20 protein-coding genes and 1 pseudogene are annotated in these 18972 nt (G+C 62.6%); 10 read left to right on the top strand and 11 right to left on the bottom strand.

What is annotated here, in order from left to right:
• The first annotated feature begins 92 nt into the window (after positions 1–92).
• Together HWV67_RS01885 and HWV67_RS01880 are read left to right on the top strand one after the other, a co-directional pair.
• Positions 93–1136 carry an LLM class flavin-dependent oxidoreductase gene (locus HWV67_RS01885; RefSeq protein WP_175649669.1) on the top strand — a complete coding sequence of 348 codons (1044 nt, stop codon included), beginning with the start codon at positions 93–95 and terminating at the stop codon, positions 1134–1136.
• 205 nt (positions 1137–1341) lie between these two features.
• Positions 1342–2754 carry an aminotransferase-like domain-containing protein gene (locus tag HWV67_RS01880; protein ID WP_175649668.1) on the top strand — a complete coding sequence of 471 codons (1413 nt, stop codon included), beginning with the start codon at positions 1342–1344 and terminating at the stop codon, positions 2752–2754.
• Here HWV67_RS01880 and HWV67_RS01875 read toward each other — a convergent pair.
• The 7 genes and pseudogenes from HWV67_RS01875 to HWV67_RS01840 all read right to left on the bottom strand — a co-directional run bounded on the left by HWV67_RS01875 (position 2705) and on the right by HWV67_RS01840 (position 8637).
• A complete protein-coding gene (locus HWV67_RS01875; RefSeq protein WP_095157467.1) occupies positions 2705–2995 on the bottom strand; it encodes a hypothetical protein in 291 nt (96 codons plus the stop codon). The two genes, HWV67_RS01880 and HWV67_RS01875, sit on opposite strands and share 50 nt — an antisense overlap.
• Positions 2996–3036: 41 nt before the next feature.
• Positions 3037–3797 (bottom strand): annotated as a pseudogene (locus tag HWV67_RS01870) (class I SAM-dependent methyltransferase).
• A gap of 66 nt (positions 3798–3863) precedes the next feature.
• Positions 3864–4763 carry a DMT family transporter gene (locus HWV67_RS01860; protein ID WP_175649665.1) on the bottom strand — a complete coding sequence of 300 codons (900 nt, stop codon included), beginning with the start codon at positions 4761–4763 and terminating at the stop codon, positions 3864–3866.
• A gap of 65 nt (positions 4764–4828) precedes the next feature.
• Entirely contained in the window at positions 4829–5452 is a 624-nt protein-coding gene (locus HWV67_RS01855; RefSeq protein ID WP_175649664.1) for a 2OG-Fe(II) oxygenase, read from the bottom strand.
• Positions 5453–5454: 2 nt separating this feature from the next.
• Positions 5455–6693, bottom strand: coding sequence for a hypothetical protein (locus tag HWV67_RS01850; protein WP_175649663.1), 1239 nt, complete (start codon positions 6691–6693; stop codon positions 5455–5457).
• Positions 6693–7736 (bottom strand): hypothetical protein, encoded by a 1044-nt coding sequence (locus HWV67_RS01845; RefSeq protein ID WP_218585579.1) that lies wholly within the window; start codon positions 7734–7736, stop codon positions 6693–6695. The genes HWV67_RS01850 and HWV67_RS01845 overlap by 1 nt, the downstream gene beginning before the upstream one ends.
• 160 nt (positions 7737–7896) lie before the next feature.
• Positions 7897–8637 (bottom strand): SDR family NAD(P)-dependent oxidoreductase, encoded by a 741-nt coding sequence (locus tag HWV67_RS01840; RefSeq protein WP_175649661.1) that lies wholly within the window; start codon positions 8635–8637, stop codon positions 7897–7899.
• A 331-nt stretch (positions 8638–8968) separates the two neighbouring features.
• On the opposite strand from HWV67_RS01840, the gene HWV67_RS01835 reads away from it, so the two are divergent.
• From HWV67_RS01835 to HWV67_RS01805, 7 genes are all read left to right on the top strand, one after another.
• On the top strand, positions 8969–9559 hold the full coding sequence (locus tag HWV67_RS01835; RefSeq protein ID WP_095157450.1) for an amino acid synthesis family protein: 591 nt from the start codon (positions 8969–8971) through the stop codon (positions 9557–9559).
• A gap of 75 nt (positions 9560–9634) precedes the next feature.
• Positions 9635–10468 (top strand): alpha/beta fold hydrolase, encoded by an 834-nt coding sequence (locus HWV67_RS01830; protein WP_175649660.1) that lies wholly within the window; start codon positions 9635–9637, stop codon positions 10466–10468.
• Positions 10465–11946 carry an aldehyde dehydrogenase gene (locus HWV67_RS01825; RefSeq protein ID WP_175649659.1) on the top strand — a complete coding sequence of 494 codons (1482 nt, stop codon included), beginning with the start codon at positions 10465–10467 and terminating at the stop codon, positions 11944–11946. Before HWV67_RS01830 ends, HWV67_RS01825 begins: the two co-directional genes overlap by 4 nt.
• Positions 11947–11959: 13 nt before the next feature.
• Positions 11960–12445 (top strand): flavin reductase family protein, encoded by a 486-nt coding sequence (locus HWV67_RS01820; protein WP_110971205.1) that lies wholly within the window; start codon positions 11960–11962, stop codon positions 12443–12445.
• A 73-nt stretch (positions 12446–12518) separates the two neighbouring features.
• Positions 12519–12908 (top strand): carboxymuconolactone decarboxylase family protein, encoded by a 390-nt coding sequence (locus HWV67_RS01815; RefSeq protein WP_095157442.1) that lies wholly within the window; start codon positions 12519–12521, stop codon positions 12906–12908.
• A gap of 90 nt (positions 12909–12998) precedes the next feature.
• Positions 12999–13751, top strand: a complete 753-nt coding sequence (locus tag HWV67_RS01810; RefSeq protein WP_095157554.1) for a GntR family transcriptional regulator — start codon at positions 12999–13001, stop codon at positions 13749–13751.
• A gap of 2 nt (positions 13752–13753) precedes the next feature.
• Complete coding sequence (locus tag HWV67_RS01805; RefSeq protein WP_175649658.1) at positions 13754–14317, top strand: NUDIX hydrolase; 564 nt, start codon at positions 13754–13756, stop codon at positions 14315–14317.
• A gap of 3 nt (positions 14318–14320) precedes the next feature.
• Here HWV67_RS01805 and HWV67_RS01800 read toward each other — a convergent pair whose 3' ends face one another.
• The 4 genes from HWV67_RS01800 to HWV67_RS01785 all read right to left on the bottom strand — a co-directional run bounded on the left by HWV67_RS01800 (position 14321) and on the right by HWV67_RS01785 (position 18158).
• Positions 14321–15199 (bottom strand): LysR family transcriptional regulator, encoded by an 879-nt coding sequence (locus tag HWV67_RS01800; protein ID WP_175649657.1) that lies wholly within the window; start codon positions 15197–15199, stop codon positions 14321–14323.
• Between the two features lie 240 nt (positions 15200–15439).
• On the bottom strand, positions 15440–16987 hold the full coding sequence (locus tag HWV67_RS01795) for a hypothetical protein (protein WP_175649656.1): 1548 nt from the start codon (positions 16985–16987) through the stop codon (positions 15440–15442).
• 152 nt (positions 16988–17139) lie between these two features.
• Positions 17140–17907, bottom strand: coding sequence for a type I methionyl aminopeptidase (gene map, locus HWV67_RS01790; RefSeq protein WP_175649655.1), 768 nt, complete (start codon positions 17905–17907; stop codon positions 17140–17142).
• Positions 17904–18158, bottom strand: coding sequence for a ParD-like family protein (locus HWV67_RS01785; RefSeq protein WP_175649654.1), 255 nt, complete (start codon positions 18156–18158; stop codon positions 17904–17906). The genes map and HWV67_RS01785 overlap by 4 nt, the downstream gene beginning before the upstream one ends.
• 184 nt (positions 18159–18342) lie before the next feature.
• Between HWV67_RS01785 and HWV67_RS01780 the strand changes: the two genes are divergently transcribed.
• Entirely contained in the window at positions 18343–18945 is a 603-nt protein-coding gene (locus tag HWV67_RS01780) for a CDP-alcohol phosphatidyltransferase family protein (RefSeq protein ID WP_175649653.1), read from the top strand.
• Positions 18946–18972: the final 27 nt, after the last annotated feature.

The raw sequence follows: 18972 nt of genomic DNA, 5'->3' as shown, positions 1-18972 counted from the left end.
CCCTATGCTTGTGACAGGCGCCGCCCTGTCCGTCCAGACACTCGCTGCCTGATCCGACAGGCGACCGATAACAAGAGCCGAGGAAACGCCTCATGAAATTTTCGTTGTTCGTACACATGGAACGCTGGGATGAACAGGTCAGCCACCGGCAACTGTTCGAAGACCTGACCGAGCTGACCCTGATGGCCGAGAAAGGCGGGTTCAGCACCGTGTGGATCGGCGAACACCACGCGATGGAATACACCATCTCGCCAAGCCCCATGCCACTGCTGGCGTACCTCGCCGCACGCACCGAAACCATCCACCTCGGTGCCGGCACCATCATCGCGCCGTTCTGGCACCCGATCCGCGTCGCTGGCGAATGCGCCCTGCTCGACGTGATCAGCAACGGGCGCATGGAAGTGGGCCTGGCCCGCGGCGCCTACCAGTTCGAATTCGACCGCATGGCCAACGGCATGCCGGCCTCCGAAGGCGGCGCAGCGTTGCGGGAAATGGTCCCGGCGGTGCGCGCCCTGTGGCAAGGCGACTACGCCCATGATGGCGACATCTGGAAATTCCCCACCTCCACCAGCGTGCCCAAGCCGATCCAGAAGCCGATGCCGCCGATGTGGATCGCCGCCCGCGACCCCGATTCGCACAACTTCGCGGTGAAAAACGGCTGCAACGTCATGGTCACGCCGCTGATGAAAGGCGACGAGGAAGTGGTCGACCTGAAGAACAAGTTCGAAGCAGCCCTGGCCAACAACCCGGACGTGCCGCGTCCGCAACTGATGGTGCTGCGCCACACCCACGTCCACGCCGAATCCGATCCGGACGGCTGGAAGGTCGGCGCCCAGGCCATCAACCGCTTCTATCGCACCTTCGACGCCTGGTTCGGCAACAAGCAGACCCCGGTAGACGGTTTCCTGGCGCCGAGCCCGGAAGCGAAGTTCGCCGAACGTCCCGAGTTCGAACTGGAAAGCCTGCACAAGACCGCCATGATCGGCACCCCGCAGGAAGTCATCGAACGTATTCGCTACTACCAGGAACTGGGCGTCGACGAGTTCAGCTTCTGGTGCGACAACAGCCTCTCGCACGAAGACAAGCGCAAGTCGCTGGAGCTGTTCATCAACGAGGTGGTGCCGGCGTTCCGCTGACAGCCTTGAGACAAGAACGGGCTCGCCGGACCAAAAAGCACGGCGAGGCCCGCTCTACCGCCTTCCCCACGAAATACGCCACCTTCATTGGCTGTCGAGGGCAAATTAAACCTTGGTGTTGATCCGGAAAATGGGAGGACTGGTGTAACCTGCCTGCAGAAACCACAAGGTTTCGAGGCGGCAAGGTTCAGTAGGGACGCAAAAAATGTTTGAGATAGATCGCAACAGCAAGGTGCTGTTGGTCGACCAGATTCGCAGTGCAATCATCAGCCGCATCGAGGCCTTCCAATGGGTTCGCGGCAGTCGCCTGCCCTCGGTCAGGGCGCTGGCAAAGCAGTTGGGCGTGAGCATTTTCACGGTCAGCAGCGCGTATGAAGACCTGGTCGCGCAGCAGATCATCGAGTCCCGCCCCGGCGCCGGCTACTACATTCTCGCCTCCGGCCCCGCCGACACCAGCAAAGACCTGGAAAAGATCATCCCCCCTTCCAGCCTGCATGCCGGGTTCCTCTACCGGGCGCTGGACCCTTCGCAGTACGACACCCCCGTCAGCTCCGGTTACCTGCCGCCTTCCTGGCTGGCGGACGCCGTTCCCGCGTCGGTCACCGGCCGGCTGATCCGCAACACCTTGTCGTGCAGCGTTCCGGCACCCGCTGCGGGCAGCCAGGAGCTGCGCTCGGTGATCGCGAAGAAGCTCCGGGAGCTGCAGATCAACGCCTCCAGCACCCAGATCGTGGTGACCATCGGCGCCACCCACGCGTTCTCGCTTATCCGTAGCGTCATGCTCCAGCCCGGCGATTACCTGCTGGTGGAAGACCCCAGCTACCTGTTGCTGCAGTTGAAGCTGATCAAGGACCGCGACTTCAACATCATCACCGTCCCGAGAACGGCCGACGGCCCGGACCTGGAAGCCATGGAAGCGATCGTGGCCGAGTACCGGCCGAAGCTGTTCCTGACCCAGACCCTCATCCACAACCCCACAGGCGGCAACACTTCGCCGGCCAAGGGTTTCCGGATTCTGTCGCTGGCGCAGAAATATGACTTCCATATCGTCGAGGACGATATCTTCGGCGCACTGTGCACCCGGCAGATGCTGCGCCTGGCCAGCCTGGACGAGTGGAACCGCACCTTCTACCTCAGTGGTTTCAGCAAGGTGCTCAGCCCGGCGCTGCGGCTCGGCTACGTGGTGGCGCCGCCGGCGTTCGTCGAGCGGCTGATCGAGCAGAAGATGTACAACGTGCTGTGTGGTTCGTCCATAGACGAGACGATCGTGGCCTACACCCTGGAGTCCGGGCGCTACCAGCACCATCTGGATGCGTTGCGCCAACGGGTGATGCAGGAACGCATCAGGGCCCGCGACTGGCTGGGCAAGGTCGGAGTAGAGTCCGACGAGGGTGTCGCGGAGGGGCTGTTTATCTGGGCGCGCTTCCCTGCGCATGTGGATCTTCGCCGCCTGGTCGAGGAGGCGCACGATGCACGGATCTTCCTGGCCCCCGGCTCACTGTTCAGCAATACCCGCGAGTTCGACCAGTACATCCGCCTGAACGTCAGTCACTGCAACGACCTTCGTTTCAGGCAGTTCCTCGACGCCCATCTATGCAGCGAAACTGCCAGCGCTTGAAGTAATCCGCCAGCGTGCTCACCTCACCCAGATCCTCATAGGAATAGATGACGCCATTGAGGATCTGCACCACGTCGTTGTCGCGCAAGGCGGGGATGACGGAGTCCTCGAGGATCTCCAGACCGTTGACCGCAAGGCTCAGGTCATCAATCCAGTACAGTGGCTTACCGTCCTGCCCCGACCATATCCGGGTGTCGGCATAGAAGGATTTCAGCGCCAATCCATTGGTTTTCATCGGCATATCGTTGATCCCGGTTCGACTAATGAAGGTGTGGCTACCGCTCAGGCTTTTCGGTGAGCCTTGAAACGCAGCCGTGTTGCATCCACCGTCCAGCGCCCGCTGCCATCCAGCAGGTCGCTGACCAGTTCTTCGGTGACTTCCTCAAGGAACGGTATTCGCATCTCCATCGGCACTGCCTGCAGGTAATGGCCGCAGTTATTTCTGATCCAGTCGCCGATCGACAGTTCCGCCGACATCGGTTGTTCGAACCAACTGATGTGGCTGACGTGAAAGCCGGCCCGCTCCAGCACCCGCTGGTACTCATGGGCACTGGGCAGATACCAGCGTTCCATGCCCATCAGGTTGATGGACCTGCGTTCCAGCGCGCCACTCAGCGCCCGGCGAATCAGCAAAGCGTGACCGCGGCCGGGAAATTCCCCGACAAAGCGCCCGCCCGGCTTGAGTGCCATGAAGGCACCGCTGGCCACCTGATCGGCCTGATGCATTTCGTGCAGTGCGTTGTGACTGAACACCGCATCGAATTCCTGATGAAAATACAGCTCCTCGGCATTACCCCGTTTCACCTCCAGGCCCAGGCGCGTGCGGCCAGCACCCGCTCCGGGTTGATATCGAAACCCACCACCTCGGCGCCCTGGTTTGCCAGTTGCGCGCTGAGGTAGCCATTGCCACAACCGATGTCCAGCAGCCGCTCGCCCGTCTTCAGGGCCAGCAGGCCCACGACATCATCGGTGCGCTGGGCAGCGCAAAGCACAGGACTCTCCTGCGATTCGGTGCTGGGGCGGAAAAAACTCGGAGCACTCATCTGATGGTTTCCGTCTGGGTATCAGGATGAAAAGTCGCGCCAGTCGCCTGGCGCGGGAAAAAGACTTCAGATGCGTTTGGACAGCCAGACCAGAACGATCACGATGGCGCACACCGCTGGGGTCAACCAGTTCCAGGCTTCACCCATCAGCCAGATCGAGAAGGCGAAGGTGAAGAACGGTTGCAGCAGTTGCAGTTGGCTGATGCGCTGGATACCGCCCAGTGCCAGGGCACGGTTCCACGAGAAGAAGCCCAGCAGCGAGTTGATCAGCGCGAGGAACAGCAGCGCGGCAACGCCCTGACCTGGCAGGTTGGCGATGGTCTCGCCGTCGTACAGCCAGAGGCTGACCGGCAGTAGTACCGGCAGGCTGATGACCAGGGTCCAGCACATCACCTGCCAGCCCGGCAATTCCTTGGACAACGCGCCACCTTGCGCGTAGCCGAAGCCGGCCAGCAGCACCGCGCCCAGCAGCGCCAGGTCACCGATGTAAATGTCTTCGACATTCGACTTGATCACGGTGTAGGCCAGCACGACGAGGAAACCGAGGCTCGACACCGCCCAGAACAGCTTCGACGGCCGGGTACCGGTGATCAGGGTGCCGAAGATCGCGGTGGACAGCGGCAAGGCCGCGAGCACCACGCCGCCGTGGCTGACCGGCACGTGCTGCATGCCCAGTGCGGTCAGGATCGGGAAACCGTAGACGATACCGGTGGAGGTCAGCAGCATGCGCTTGACCTGGGAGCGATTGGGCAGTGTTGCCCGACCGATGATCAGGAACGGAATCGCCGCAAACGCAGCCAGTACCGAGCGGAAAAAGCCGACTTGCAAGGCGCTGAGGTCGCCAGCGAGCATCTTCGCCGCCGGCAGGGTCATGGCGAAGGCCGCGACCGAAATGAGGCCCAGGAAATAGGCTTGCAGGTCCTGATTCTTTGTTTCTTGAAAGCTGGCTACAGTGCTTTGCGTCATTGCAACGGTTCCTTCTGGCTTGGCCGGTAAGGCATCCGCCCGACGTGGGCGGATGCGCACGCCGGTCAGATCTGTTTGTTGTTCAGGTTCGGTTTGTCCAGCGGGCTGGTGCTCAGGAAGAACACCAGGGAGGTACGCGTACCGCTTTCAACCTTGCGCACGCCGTGAGGGATCTCGCAGCGGTTGACCAGCACATCGGCGTAACCGGTCTTGAGCTGGCTCGACTGGCCTTCATGCTCGATGAAGAACTCGCCGCCCTCGTATTCCTTGCCGAACTGGATCACCACCGAGTAGCGGTATTCCAGGTTGCTGTAGGTGTCGATGTGCTTGCCGATGAAGTTGCCGGACTCCAGCAGGTTGGCCTGGCAGCGACGGATAAAGCATTCGCCGCCCATGATCCCGTTGAAGAACTCGCGGCTCTTGCCCGAGGACAGAATCTCCACCACACGCTGGCCCCACGGATCGTTGCGGTACACCGGCAACTCGCCTTTCAGGTCTTCCATGAAGCGGCCGACCGAGAGGTAGTTCTGCTCACCCACGTCGCCAATCTCGATGATGGTCTTGGGGATGACCTGGCAGGCCTCTTCCATGTACGCCAGGTCTTCCCGGGAGAACAGTTGGGAGGCGTTGAGGGCCGCGTAGGCGCTGCTGCCGAGTTGCTGGCTTGCCGCTTGAATGGTCTCTTGCATGATCAGGCTCCTTGAGAACTGGGCGTGGGGTACAGGGTGTCTTGAAGGTCGGTCGAAGCGGCTTGCAGCGGGCCGAAGGGCTCGCGGATGCCGCGGCACAGGTGGTCGCGAATCAGGTACAGGCCCGCCATGAATCCCCAGACTTCGAGGTACGGGCCGTAGGTCGACGGCTGCCGCTCGAAGCTGGCGCGGTAGTTGGCGATATGCCGGTAATGCACGTTGGGGCGACGGTGGTGGACGTCGTGGTTGGGCAAGTCTTGCGGGTAGACATACAGGCGTACCGGCACGTCCAGCAGCAGGCACTTGAGCAGCCATCCGGTCCAGGCGACGAGCCCGTGCGACGGTGGCGTGCGACCCTGGAAACGTCCCCAGGTCAGCCGGCCGTAGTGAGTCTTGTCGCCACGTTCGGCATCGCGGTGATAGAACCAGAGGTGCTCGGTGAACAACTGCAGCCACATCGAATGCTCGAACAGCACGGCACGCGGGATCACATAGATCAGGCCGAAGGCCGCCAGCATGTCGGTCGCCCACAGCAGCGCCAGCAGTACGCCCCAGAACACCAGGCGGAACCGCACTTCACCTTGTGGCGGCCGCACGAAGCAGTCGTTCAGCGTGGCGCGCCAGCGGTGCAGCAGGTACGTCGGACGAAACGGCGTGCTGAACGCCCGCCACCAGTACTCCAGCTCCGGCATGCCCGGGTAGAAACCCTGCGCCTGGATAAAGCGCTGGTCCGGGTCGATGTCGGTGCACAGCACATGGATGTTGTGGTGCTCGCGCACATGGCTCTGGTTGTAGGTGTCCCAGTCCTGATACAGCAGCGGCGTGGTCAGGAAGAACCGGGCGTAGCGCTGGGCGCGTGCCTTGTCCCTGAGCACCGCGCCGTGGGTCAGGTAATGGAAAGTCGCCTGCATGCTGCGCAGCCGATTGACCATCAACACCCAGGCGGCGAGCACCAGCAACACCGACACCAGCGGATGGAAAGCCCCGTCCAGCACGGCCTGGCCGAGCAGCACCAGGCCGATCATCGTGCCCCAGGTGAACAGCAGGTGCGCCACCAGGAACGGCTCGCCGGTCTTGTCCATTTGCGCCTTCAGGACCTCAGGCGCCAGCGCCCTGCCCTTGCCGGTCAGCCAGGTCCACAGCGGCTGGAACGGCAGGTGCGCATAGCTTTCGCGCACGTTGCCCTGCGGCCCGTATTGGCAGTAGTGAGTGCCTTGATTGGCACGTTCTTGAGTGCTCATCAATACACCCTGGTCAGGTAAAGGACAGGGATGGTGCTGTACAGCCAATAGAACGGCTGCATGCGGTTGTGGTCGGCGCCGATCACGATCGGGTTGCGCCATTGCCGGGCGAACACCTGGCCGATGGCGGCGTATTCCGCACCCTGGGCGTAGAGGATCTGCATCAGCTCTTCATTGCTGCGCTGCTGATGCCAGGCCTGATAAAGCGGCAACCGGGCATTGAAGATCGCGGCGTAATCCAGGTCGCTGTCGACGATGCAACCGTTGTCGCGATTGGCCAGGCGCTGCTCGGCATCTGCGGTCAGCGCGCGCCATTGCGCCTCGCCGCCCACCGCCCCGGCGATCATGATCGACTCGGTCTGCGGTCCCAGCGCATCGAGAATCTTCTGCTGACTGATGCGCAGCTTGTGGGCGAAGCCTTCGCGAGTTTCCTTGAGGCGATCGAGGGTGGACGCGTCGAACCCTTCGAAGTCGCCGGCACCGATGGCAATCCGTGCATCGATGCCGTGCTTTCTCAGGACCGCCTGCAGGTCAGGCAGGGTCTTGACCACACGCCCGGCCACCAGCCCGATGCCTTCGCCGAGGTAGTCGAAGGTGTAGCGCAGCCGACCGTTCTTGTTCTCGTAGCCGTAGTCCGGGCACACCGGCGACACCAGGGTGATGGTCTCGCCCGCAAGGCCCTTGACCAGCGTCTCGGCGAACCGCGCCATGAAGTGCGGCGCGGAGGTGGTGAAGGACAGGCGCTCGAACGCCCGCTCCAGGTCAACTACCAAATCGTCCGGCAACTCACGCATGGCCGGGTAACGGACCTTCAGTGCCGGCGTGGTCACGGTGTTGTCGTTGACCGCACACAACAGCAGGCTCAGCAACGACGGACGACTCTGGTTGATATACGGCTTGTCCAGAATAAGTGTCTTCTTGCCTTCGCTGTTTCGCACTTGCCATTGGAAGCCGGGAAACTTCGACTGAATGAAACGATAGAACGGCATATAACGTGGCAACCCCGTACTTTCATCGCCTTCCTGTTGGAAGCGGGCATACACGGCCGACAACCTGGACACTTCATCTTCAATGCAAAGTGCCTTGACCAGATCGGCCGGCGGTTGTTGCGACAGAGAGATTGGCGACAACACACGCTTGCTGATCAACTTATGAGTAAGTTTGTTTCTGACGTAATACTTCGCGAGAGTCTGGCTCATGGCATCACCGGTACGAAAGTTCCTGGTCAGCAGGCATTAGTTCGATAAGGTTGATATTCACGTGTTCCGGCTGACTTAATGCCCAGAGCACAGAGTTGGCGACATCAACCGGTTCCAGCGGGGTCAGGGTGCTGTACACCCGGTCGGCCTTTTCCTGGTCGCCGTCGCATTGCACCAGAGCGAACTCCGAACGGGTCTTGCCCGGCGCAATGCTGGTCAGCCGCACCTTGCTGCCCACCAGCTCGGTGCGCAGGCAGCGCCCGAAGTGATCGACAAAGGCTTTTGAAGCGGCGTACACATGGCCGCCCTTGTAGTGCACATGGGCACCGATCGACGTCAGGTTGACCACATGCCCGCGACCGCTTTCGATCAACTTCGGCAATACCGCACGGGTGACGTTGATCAGCCCGTGGACATTGGTATCGAGCATGGTAGTTATTTGCTCGTCCGTTATATCCAGCAACGTTCCCTGGCCTTGAAGCAAGCCGGCACCGTTGACAAGTTTGCTGAAGGCGGCGAACTCGTCGGGTAGTTGATTGATCAATTTAGTCATTGACTGGCTGTCGCGAACATCACAGCTCAGCGGATAAAAACGTCCGTGGAATTCATCCGCCAGTGCAGCAAGACGCTCTTCCCGTCGTCCGATTCCTACAACTTTACTTCCCTGCTCTATCAAAAGTCTGGCGCAAGCCAGCCCAATGCCAGACGTCACGCCAGTGACGACGACCGTTTCATCAGTTTTCAAGTGGTGCTCCTTTTTATTGCACTTTTCGATGGGTAATTGCAGTTACAGAAGCGTCCGTGCCTGATGAACACGTGCAGGTTAGAAAGCGCGAGGCGGGATGTACCGGTACAGCGAGAGGGGCGCGCGCCAAACTGTCTGGTCGCGGGACCATGACAGTTCGGGAAGGCAGCGGGCAGGCGTAGCTGTTCATGTGCGGATCACGCGCGGGGGGCATGCGCTGCCCAACCACTTATCCCCTCCCCGCAGAAATTTTCTGCAACCTCTTGCACATCAAATATTATGGTATACCATCAGACAACAAGACCTAATCAACACTCCGCAGGAGCCGCTCATGAGTTTCGAAATCCGCAAGATCGTCACCTACTCCGAAGAAACCCGCATCGAAGGCGGCAAGGCCACCGACAAACCGGTGACCATGGTCGGACTGGCCGTCGTGATCAAGAACCCTTGGGCGGGCCGCGGTTTCGTCGACGACCTGAAGCCTGAAATCCGCGCCAACTGCTCCGAGCTGGGCGCGCTGATGGTCGAGCGCCTGACCGCCGCCATCGGTGGTGCCGACAAGATCGAGGCCTACGGCAAAGCCGCCGTGGTCGGCGCCGACGGCGAGATCGAACACGCCTCCGCAGTGATCCACACCCTGCGTTTCGGCAACCACTACCGCGAAGCCGTCCAGGCCAAGAGCTACCTGAGCTTCACCAACAAGCGCGGCGGCCCGGGCACCTCGATCCAGATCCCGATGATGCAGAAGGACGACGAAGGCCTGCGCTCGCACTACATCACCCTGGAAATGCAGATCGAAGACGCCCCGCGTGCCGACGAAATCGTCGTGGTCCTGGGCGCTGCCGACGGCGGTCGCCTGCACCCGCGCATTGGCAACCGCTATATCGACCTGGAAGAGCTGGCTGCGGAAAAAAACCAATAACAACAACGTCCATCGGGCCGGGGCGTGCGTTCGGTCCAGACCGCAGCACGCCCGACTCTCAAGGAGCGCCCCACCATGATTCAGCCTGTTGCTGAACGTACACCTGCCGGAACCAGTTACCTGGCCAGCGGCCAGGGCCATCCCGTGGTACTGATCCACGGCGTGGGCCTGAATAAAGAAATGTGGGGCGGACAGTTCGTCGGCCTCGCCAGCGACTACCGCGTCATCGCCTATGACATGCTCGGCCACGGCCAGAGCCCGCGTCCGGCGCCCGGCACCGACCTGCAAGGCTACGCCGCGCAATTGGCCGAACTGCTGGAACACCTGCAGATTCCCCAGGCGACGGTGATCGGCTTTTCCATGGGCGGCCTGGTCGCCCGCGCCTTCGCCATGCACTACCCGCACAACCTGTCGGCACTGGTAGTGCTCAACAGTGTGTTCAACCGCAGCCCCGAGCAGAGCGCCGGCGTTATCGCCCGAGCCGCCCAGGCCGCCGAACACGGCCCCGACGCCAATGCCGAAGCGGCCCTGGCGCGCTGGTTCAGTCGCGAATACCAGGCGGCCAACCCGGCGCAGGTCGCGGCGCTGCGCCAGACCCTGGCCAGCAATGACCCGCAGGGTTACCTGACCACCTACGAACTGTTCGCCACCCAGGACATGTACCGCGCCGCGGACTTGGACAGCATCCAGGTACCGACTCTGATCGCCACCGGCGAATTCGACCTCGGTTCGACCCCGGCCATGACCCGAGAACTGGCCGAGCGCATTCCCGGCGCGCAAAGCGTGGTGCTGGCCGAACAGCGGCATATGATGCCGGTGGAGTCGCCGCGCCTGGTCAACCAGATGCTGCTGGACTTCCTCGGGCACGCCCGGGCCCTCTCCGACTCAGCCAAGGGGATCGTTGCATGACGCTCACTCGTTTCCAGATGTGCATCGACGGCCAATGGCTCGATGCCCACAGCGGCAAGACCTTCGACAGCCTCGACCCGTCCACCGCGCAACCCTGGGCGCAACTGCCCGATGCCGATGAAACCGACGTCGAACGCGCCGTCCAGGCCGCCCAGAAAGCCTTCGACAGCAAAGCCTGGCGCGGCCTCACCGCCACTGCCCGGGGTAAACTGCTGCGCCGCCTTGGCGACCTGATCAGCGAAAACAAGGAACACCTGGCGCAACTGGAAAGCCGCGACAACGGCAAGCTGATCCGCGAAACCCGCGGCCAGGTCGGCTACCTGCCGGAGTTCTTCCACTACACCGCAGGCCTGGCCGACAAGCTCGAAGGCGGCACCCTGCCGCTGGACAAGCCGGACCTGTTCGCCTACACCGTGCACGAACCGATCGGCGTGGTCGCCGGGATCATCCCCTGGAACAGCCCGCTGTACCTGACCGCGATCAAGCTGGCACCGGCCCTGGCCGCCGGCAACACCATCGTGCTCAAACCGTCCGAACACGCCTCGGCGACCATCCTCGAACTGGCCCGCCTGGCCCTCGAAGCCGGCTTCCCGGCGGGCGTGGTCAACGTCGTCACCGGCTACGGCCCGAGCACTGGCGCGGCGCTGACCCGTCATCCGCTGATACGCAAGATCGCCTTCACCGGCGGCGCCGCCACCGCTCGTCATGTGGTGCGCAGCAGCGCGGAAAACTTCGCCAAGCTGTCGCTGGAACTGGGCGGCAAATCGCCGAACATCATCTTCGCCGACGCCGACCTCGACAGCGCCATCAATGGCGCCGTGGCCGGCATCTACGCCGCCTCCGGGCAAAGCTGCGTGGCCGGCTCGCGGCTGCTGGTGCAGGACGAAATCTTCGACGAGTTCGTCGAGCGCCTGATCGAACGCGCCAAGCGCATCCGCATCGGCAACCCGCAGGACGAAGGCAGCGAAATGGGCCCGATGGCCACTGCCCAGCAACTGGCCGTGGTCGAAGGCCTGGTCGCCGCCGCCTGCGCCGAGGGCGCGCGCCTGCGTCTGGGCGGCAAGCGCGCCGAGGTCGAAGGTGACGGCTGGTACTACGAGCCGACCCTGTTCGAATGCGACAGCAACTCGATGACCATCATGCAGGAAGAAGTCTTCGGCCCGGTCGCCGCGGTGATCCGCTTCAAGACCGAAGAAGAAGCTCTGGCCATGGCCAACGACTCGCAATTCGGCCTCGCCGCCGGCATCTGGACCCGCGACCTGGGCCGCGCCCACCGCCTGGCCCGTGACGTGCGTTCGGGGATCATCTGGGTCAACACCTACCGCGCCGTCTCGGCGATGGCGCCCATCGGTGGCTTCAAGAACAGTGGTTATGGCCGCGAAAGCGGCATCGACTCGGTGCTGGCCTACACGGAACTGAAAACGGTCTGGATCAACCTCTCGACCGCGCCCATGCCCGACCCCTTCGTCATGCGCTGACAGGTGAACTGAAATGATCGAACCCAGCATCTACAAAGACGTGATGGGCTCCTTCCCGTCCGGCGTGACCATCGTCACCACGCTGGACGCCGAGGGCGGCATCGTCGGCATCACCGCCAGCGCCTTCAGCGCGCTGTCGATCGACCCGGCGCTGGTGCTGTTCTGCCCCAACTACGCCTCCGACACTTACCCGATCCTGCGCGACGCCAAGCGCTTCGCCATCCACCTGCTGGCGGCGGGGCAAACCGCCGAGGCCTACGCCTTCGCCGGCAAAGGCAAGGACAAGGCCAAAGGCATCGCCTGGCACCTCAGCGAGCTGGGCAACCCGCTGCTGGACAACGCCACGGCGATCATCGAGTGCGAGTTGTGGCGCGAATACGACGGTGGCGACCACGCCATCATCGTGGGTGAGGTGAAGAACCTGGTGCTGCCTGAGCAGCCGGCCACGCCGATGATCTATCACAAGGGCAAGCTGGGCGCGCTGCCGCCCCTGGGTTGATTTTCAGGGCCTTATCACCGGCAAGCCGGCGATAAGGCCTGCCCTTTTTCCACCTGTGGAGAAACACTCCGGCATGAACAACGAAAAATACGAAAAAGGCCTGGCCATCCGCACCCAGGTGCTGGGCGAGGACTACGTCAACCGCTCGATCCAGAACGCCGACGAATTCACCAAGCCGCTGCAGGAACTGGTCACCGAGTACTGCTGGGGCCACGTCTGGGGCCGAGACGGTTTGTCGCTCAAAGAGCGCAGCATGATAAACTTGGCCATGATTTCGGCGCTCAACCGGCCACACGAACTCAAACTCCACATCCGCGGCGCCTTGCGTAACGGACTGAGTCGTGAACAAATACGTGAAATCCTCCTTCAGGTCGGTATCTATTGCGGTGTACCCGCGGCCGTGGACAGCTTTCGCCTGGCCCGCGAAGCCTTCGCCGAGGCCGACTCGGAGTCAACCAGTTAAATACTGGCTGTTCGAAACCACCGCAGGGAGCACCCGGTTATCGAGTGCTCCGATGTCGCTGGCGCAACAGCCAATTGCAGAGCGCAGACGATGAAACGCCAGCCCCTCGATGACAGCTTCAAGGTCAACCGCAACCCCGTTACTCTGCGCGAAATCGTGCTCGACAAACTGCGCGGCGCGATCATGAACTTCCACCTCCTGCCCGGCGACCGCCTGGTCGAACGCGACCTCTGCGACCGCCTCGGCGTCAGCCGCACCTCCGTCCGTGAAGCCCTGCGCCACCTCGAATCCGAAGGCCTGGTGGAATTTGCCGACGCCAAGGGCCCGCGCGTTGCCATCATCACCCTCGAAGACGCCCGCGATATCTACGAATTGCGCTGCGTGCTCGAAGGCCTGATCGTCCAGTTGTTCACCCTCAATGCCAAGGCCAAGGACATCCGAGCCCTGGAAAAGGCCCTCGAAGAAAACCGCGAGGCCCTCAAGGACGGCGAGCTGCAACAAGTGATCGACTCGGTGCAGGGCTTCTATGACGTGCTGCTGGAAGGTTCCGGCAACCATGTCGCCGCCACCCAGTTGCGCCAGTTGCAGGCGCGCATCAGCTACCTGCGGGCCACCTCGGTGTCCCAGCAGAACCGTCGCGGCGCCAGCAACCAGGAAATGGAAAAGATCGTCGAAGCGATCAAGAGCGGCGATCCACTGGCCGCACACCAGGCTTCCGTGGACCACGTCCGCGCCGCCGCCAAAGTGGCCCTGGACTACCTGCGCTCGAAACAGGACGACGCCGGCAAGATCCGTGAAATCGCCACCCCCATCGCTCTAAAAGAGCCCCGCATAGGTCGCTGATCATGCCCGCCGTCCCGCGTTTCTGCCCGCAATGCTCCGCCGCGCTGCACGCTGGACGGCCCGAAGGCGACACCCACGAGCGGCTGCTCTGCGCCGCCTGCGGCTACATCCACTACGTCAATCCGAAGATCATCGCCGGCTGCATCATCGAGCGCGACGGCAAGTACCTGTTGTGCCAGCGCGCAATCCCGCCGCGCCCCGGCACCTGGACGCTGCCGGCAGGCTTCATGGAGGCCGGGGAAACCACCGAGCAGGCGGCCCTGCGCGAGGTCTGGGAAGAAACCGGCGTACGCGCCGATATCGTCTCGCCCTACTCGATCTTCAGCGTGCCGAAAATCAGCGAGGTGTACATCGTCTTCCGCGCCGTAGCGGTGGAAATCACCGGCCAGTACGGCCCGGAAACCCTAGACTGCCGCTTCTTCGCCCCTGACGAAATCCCCTGGGACGCCATCTACTACCCGGCGATCCGACAGATCCTCGAACGCTACATCGAGGAACGCCAGGCCGGGGTCTACGGCATCTACATGGGCAACGACGACAGCGGCAAGGTCCACTTCATCCGCTGACGCTCAGCCCAGGCGCTGCTTGAGAAACTCGATCAACGCCTGCACCGGCCGGGCGCTCTGCCGGTGCTGCGGGTAAACCGCCGACAGTTGCAACGGCTCCGGGGCGAACGCCGCCAGCACCGGCACCAGCGAACCGTCCTCCAGCGCATCACCGACGATGAACGTCGGCAGGTAGGTGATGCCCATTCCGGCAACTGCCGCTTCGCGCAGCAAGTCGCCGTTGTTCGCCCGCATCCGTCCGCTCACCGTCACCACCCGTGCCTTGCCCTGCTCAACGAAACGCCATTGCACCTGGCGGCCATGGCCGTACGGCAAGCAATCGTGTTCGGCCAGATCGTCCGGCCGAGCGGGGGTACCGCGCCGCGCCAGGTAGTCTGGGCTGGCGCAATAGACCCGGTCCATCGCGGCAAGGCGCCGGGCAATCAGCGTCGAGTCTTCCAGCACGCCGATGCGCAGTGCCAGGTCGTAACCCTCACCGAGCAGATCCACGGAGCGGTCGCTAAGGTCCACCTCGACACTGACCTGCGGATAGCGCTGCAAAAACTCCGGCAACAGCGTGCCCAGATGCGCCACGGCGAACGACAACGGCGCACTCAGGCGCACAGTGCCGCGGGGCTCGCTGGTCTGCCCGGCGATGCCCTGCTCCACCTGTTCCACCTCGGCCAGCAGACGCTGGGCCGATTCGTAGTAACTCTGGCCCAGCGGGGTCGGGTCCAGGCGCCGGGTCGAACGGTTGAGCAGGCGTACACCCAGGCGCTCTTCCAACGCCATCAACCGCCGGCTGACGAACTGCTTGGACAAACCCAGCTTGTCAGCCGCAGCAGTGAAGCTGCCGGACTCCATGACCTGGGAAAAGATGCGCATGTCTTCGAACGGGTTCATTGTCGCTTCCTGGTGGACAGTGACACGCCTTATAGCCGTTTTTCGGCCGTCCGGCACCTGAATAATCCGTCAAAAACATGCTGCATCCTAATGCCAGTCAGTTAAAGCGATTAGGGCCCTTCGCGAGCAAGCTCGCTCCTACAGGTTCAGTGTCGATTCTGTAGGAGCGAGCTTGCTCGCGAAGGCCCCAGCTGGCCTAACTGACTGGCATTATGCTGCATCCAGGCTTCCGCCAGCCCCTCACGCCGGGGTGATCCAGAAGATGTCCTTGCTCTTCACCCGGATCTCCACCCGCCCGTCCTTGCGCACGCGCAACACCGAGTTCTTGTAGACCGCCTGCTCGTCCTTGAAGTACTTGTCGGTCGCCCAGTAGGGCCCGCCCTTGTCCTCGTAGGCGACGAAGTTGCCGTCCGGCTGCAGCATCAACCGCCCCGCGTGGACCTTCCTTTCGGTACCCGCCGACCAGACCACTTTCTGGTCCCGGGTCCTGACCAGTTCCAGGGGGCCTTCATGCCGGTAGTACAAGCGATAGGCGCCCATGTCGGAGGTCAGGAAACAGCCCGGGATCAGGTGCTCATCGACCTCCAGGCGGTCGCGCTCGGCGAAGGCGCTGACATAAGGGTCGATGTAGAACTGCTGATCGTTGTCGTACGGATGCTCCGCGCGGCGGCCGTCCAGCCGGCAATCAGTGACCGACTTGCCGGTCCGGGTGATCAGGCGGCTGTCATTGAACTGATCATCGGACCTGGTCTTGTATTGCAGGTTGAACATCTTGGTCGAACGGTTCCAACTGATCTTCCACGCCAGGTTGCGGTCCTTGCCCTCGACGGCGCCGGGCTTCCCGCCAAACTGCAGGACCTTGCCGGAAACCGCGTGCGTGACGCGAAAGCGGTGGTCGATAAACGGGTTGAACAGCAGCGATTCGATCACTTCCAGGCGCCACTCCTGGATCACCGAACACAGGCGGACCTGATTGTCGCTACCAAAGCGCATGCCGAACTCGCCCGCACCGGAACGGAACGACACCTGCAGCGTCTGCGTGTCCAGCACCAACTCCTGGACCAGCGCCTTGACCTCGGCAGGCAGCACATGGGTCATCTCGATCTCCTGCCTGCCCAAGTCACGCTCGAGGTTGTCCAGCTCATCCCCCAACTTGTAAGGCGTGCACGGGTCCTGGTCCACCAAGTGCAGCAACAGCGCCGCCTTGACCTGCGCCAGGTAGAAACGGGCATAGGTGTACTTGGTCGCATAGAAGAACGACACGAAGTCGCGCAGGCCCTGGTCTTCCTGGAAGGGGGAGAGAAATTCAAATCCGTAGCGGTTGTCCAGCAACCCCTGAACGACCTTGAGGTTTTCCCGCACCTCAGTGGCAACCCGGCTACCCAGCAGGCCGAGACGACCGAGCGCGACCACCCGATCAGCCGCGCCTTGCAGGCCACCCGCCGCCTGCTCGCGGATCGCCCTGGCCAGCATTTCGAGCAAGCCCTCGTATTCCCGATAAATGCTCTCGATCGAGGTCAGGGCGGGGGCAATCGCATACTTCGAAAGGTCGAGGCGATACAGGTCAACCTGCCTGTCGACCCGGGTGATATTCAGGCGGGCGGTGTCCAGCAGGTCAAGGTCACGTTGCAGGCGTTGGTCGACCTCATCGAACGGCGCGTTGCCGTGATTGGCGAGCAACACATCCCAGACACCGTTGACGGCCTGCGGCACGAATGCGAGACCGGTCTGCTCGGCAAGCTCCCGGGCGGAAATCGATATGCCGTACTGAAGCGGTGAGTTGATCATCGATGCCTTTCTCCCTGTGCGGCTGGACAACCCAACCGGCTGCGAGGACCGATTGTAGGAGGAAGGCTCAAACGGATAAATAGCAAACAGCCATCATTCGACAGCGCTGCATGGCCTCTCGCGAGGCCATCGTTCAAGCGACGTCAGCGTGCTCAGCGCAGCTCTGGCCAGGTGGTGAGGACGTCGAAGCCGTCGTCGGTGACCACCACCATGTGTTCCCACTGCGCCGACAGCGAGTTGTCGCGGGTAACCACCGTCCACTGGTCGGCCAGGGTCTGGGTCTGGCGCTTGCCGGCGTTGAGCATCGGCTCGATGGTGAAGATCATGCCCGGCTTGAGCTTCATGCCCAGGCCGCGCTGGCCGAAGTGCAGGATCTGCGGCTCGCCGTGATAGACCTGACCGATGCCGTGGCCGCAATACTCGCGCACCACGCTGTAACCGGCGCCCTCGCCCACCGACTGAATGGCGTGACCGATATCACCCAGGGTGGCTCCCGGCCGTACGCTCTTGATGCCGGCCCACATGGCGTCGAAGGTGACGTCCACGAGTCGGCGCGCCTCGTCGCTGACCTCGCCGACGTAGTACATGCGGCTGGTGTCACCGAACCAGCCGTCCTTGATCACGGCGGTGTCGATATTGACGATGTCGCCGTCCCTGAGCACCCGGTTCGACGGAATACCGTGGCAGACCACCTCGTTGACCGAGATACAAATGGTCTTGGGAAAACCGTGGTAACCGACGTTGGCCGGAATCGCTTTCTGCACCTTGACGATGTAGTCGTTGCAGATGCGGTCCAGCTCATCGGTGGTGATACCGGGCTGCACATGGGGCTTGATCATCGCCAGTACATCGGCGGCCAGTTCGGCGGCGACGCGGGCCTGGGCGATCTGCTCACGGGTATGAAGGGTGACGTTTCTCAATGCTGCGCTCCCATGCCGGTCGACAGCGGCGTGCTGTCCAGCGCGCAAACCCGCTTGAGGTCGAGGCCGCCCTGCTGCTCGGCCTGGATCAGCAGACGGCAGATTTCATTGTGGTTGAGGTCGGGGTGCAGCTCGGCGAGCATGCCGATGCGCATCCAGTGTTCGGCCTGCGCATTGATGGAGCGGCTGAGCGCGTTGCTCGCGACGCGAAGGCTCTCATGCATTGATTCTGAGATTTTTACGATGCCCACGGAAAGTTCCTATATGAAACGCTGACGTTTCGTATATTAGCTGAAAACTTGCGCTAGGTAACATTTCCCGCTTGATCCGCTGTACGGCAGCGCGCTGGAAAAGCACAGTTTCACGCTTACGCTTTACAGGCAGGGCCGCCGGCCCCGCCGAACCCTGTGTCGTGTCAGTCAAGGAAGTCGCCGCGTGCCCTCCATCTACCAACTCAAACCCCGCTTCCAGGCGCTGTTGCGCCCGGGTGTCAGCCGCCTGCATCAGCGCGGCGTCACCGCCAACCAGGTGACCGTCGTCGCCGCCCTCGTCTCCGTCCTGCTCGGCCTGCTGCTGGCCTGGGGCAGTCAGCACGCCTGGCTGTTCGCCCTGTTGCCGCTGTGGATGCTGCTGCGCATGGCGCTCAATGCGGTGGACGGCATGCTCGCCCGCGAATTCGGCCAGCAGTCGCGGCTGGGCGCCTACCTCAACGAACTCTGCGACCTGATCGCCGATGCCGCACTGTACCTGCCGTTCGCCCTGCTGCCCGGCGTCTCGCCGTTGCTGGTGGTGCTCGTGGTGTTCGCCGCGCTCATCAGCGAATACGCCGGGGTCATGGGCCCGCTGGCCGGTGCCTCGCGGCGCTACGACGGGCCCATGGGCAAAAGCGACCGGGCCTTCGTCTTCGGTGCGCTGGGCCTGACCGTGGCCTTCGCCATTGCGGCCGCCTGGGTCAACGGCGTGCTGCTGGTGGTCCTGCTGCTTTCCCTCTATACCCTCTACAACCGGGTGCGCCGAGGTCTCGACGAAACCCGCTGATTCTCTCGCCGGATAAGGATCTGTCCC

It is taken from the genome of Pseudomonas sp. Marseille-P9899, assembly GCF_903166565.1.
Classification (GTDB): domain Bacteria; phylum Pseudomonadota; class Gammaproteobacteria; order Pseudomonadales; family Pseudomonadaceae; genus Aquipseudomonas; species Aquipseudomonas huaxiensis.
The sequence above is the reverse complement of the archived record's forward strand: the minus strand, read 5'-3'. Positions and strand labels throughout refer to the sequence as shown.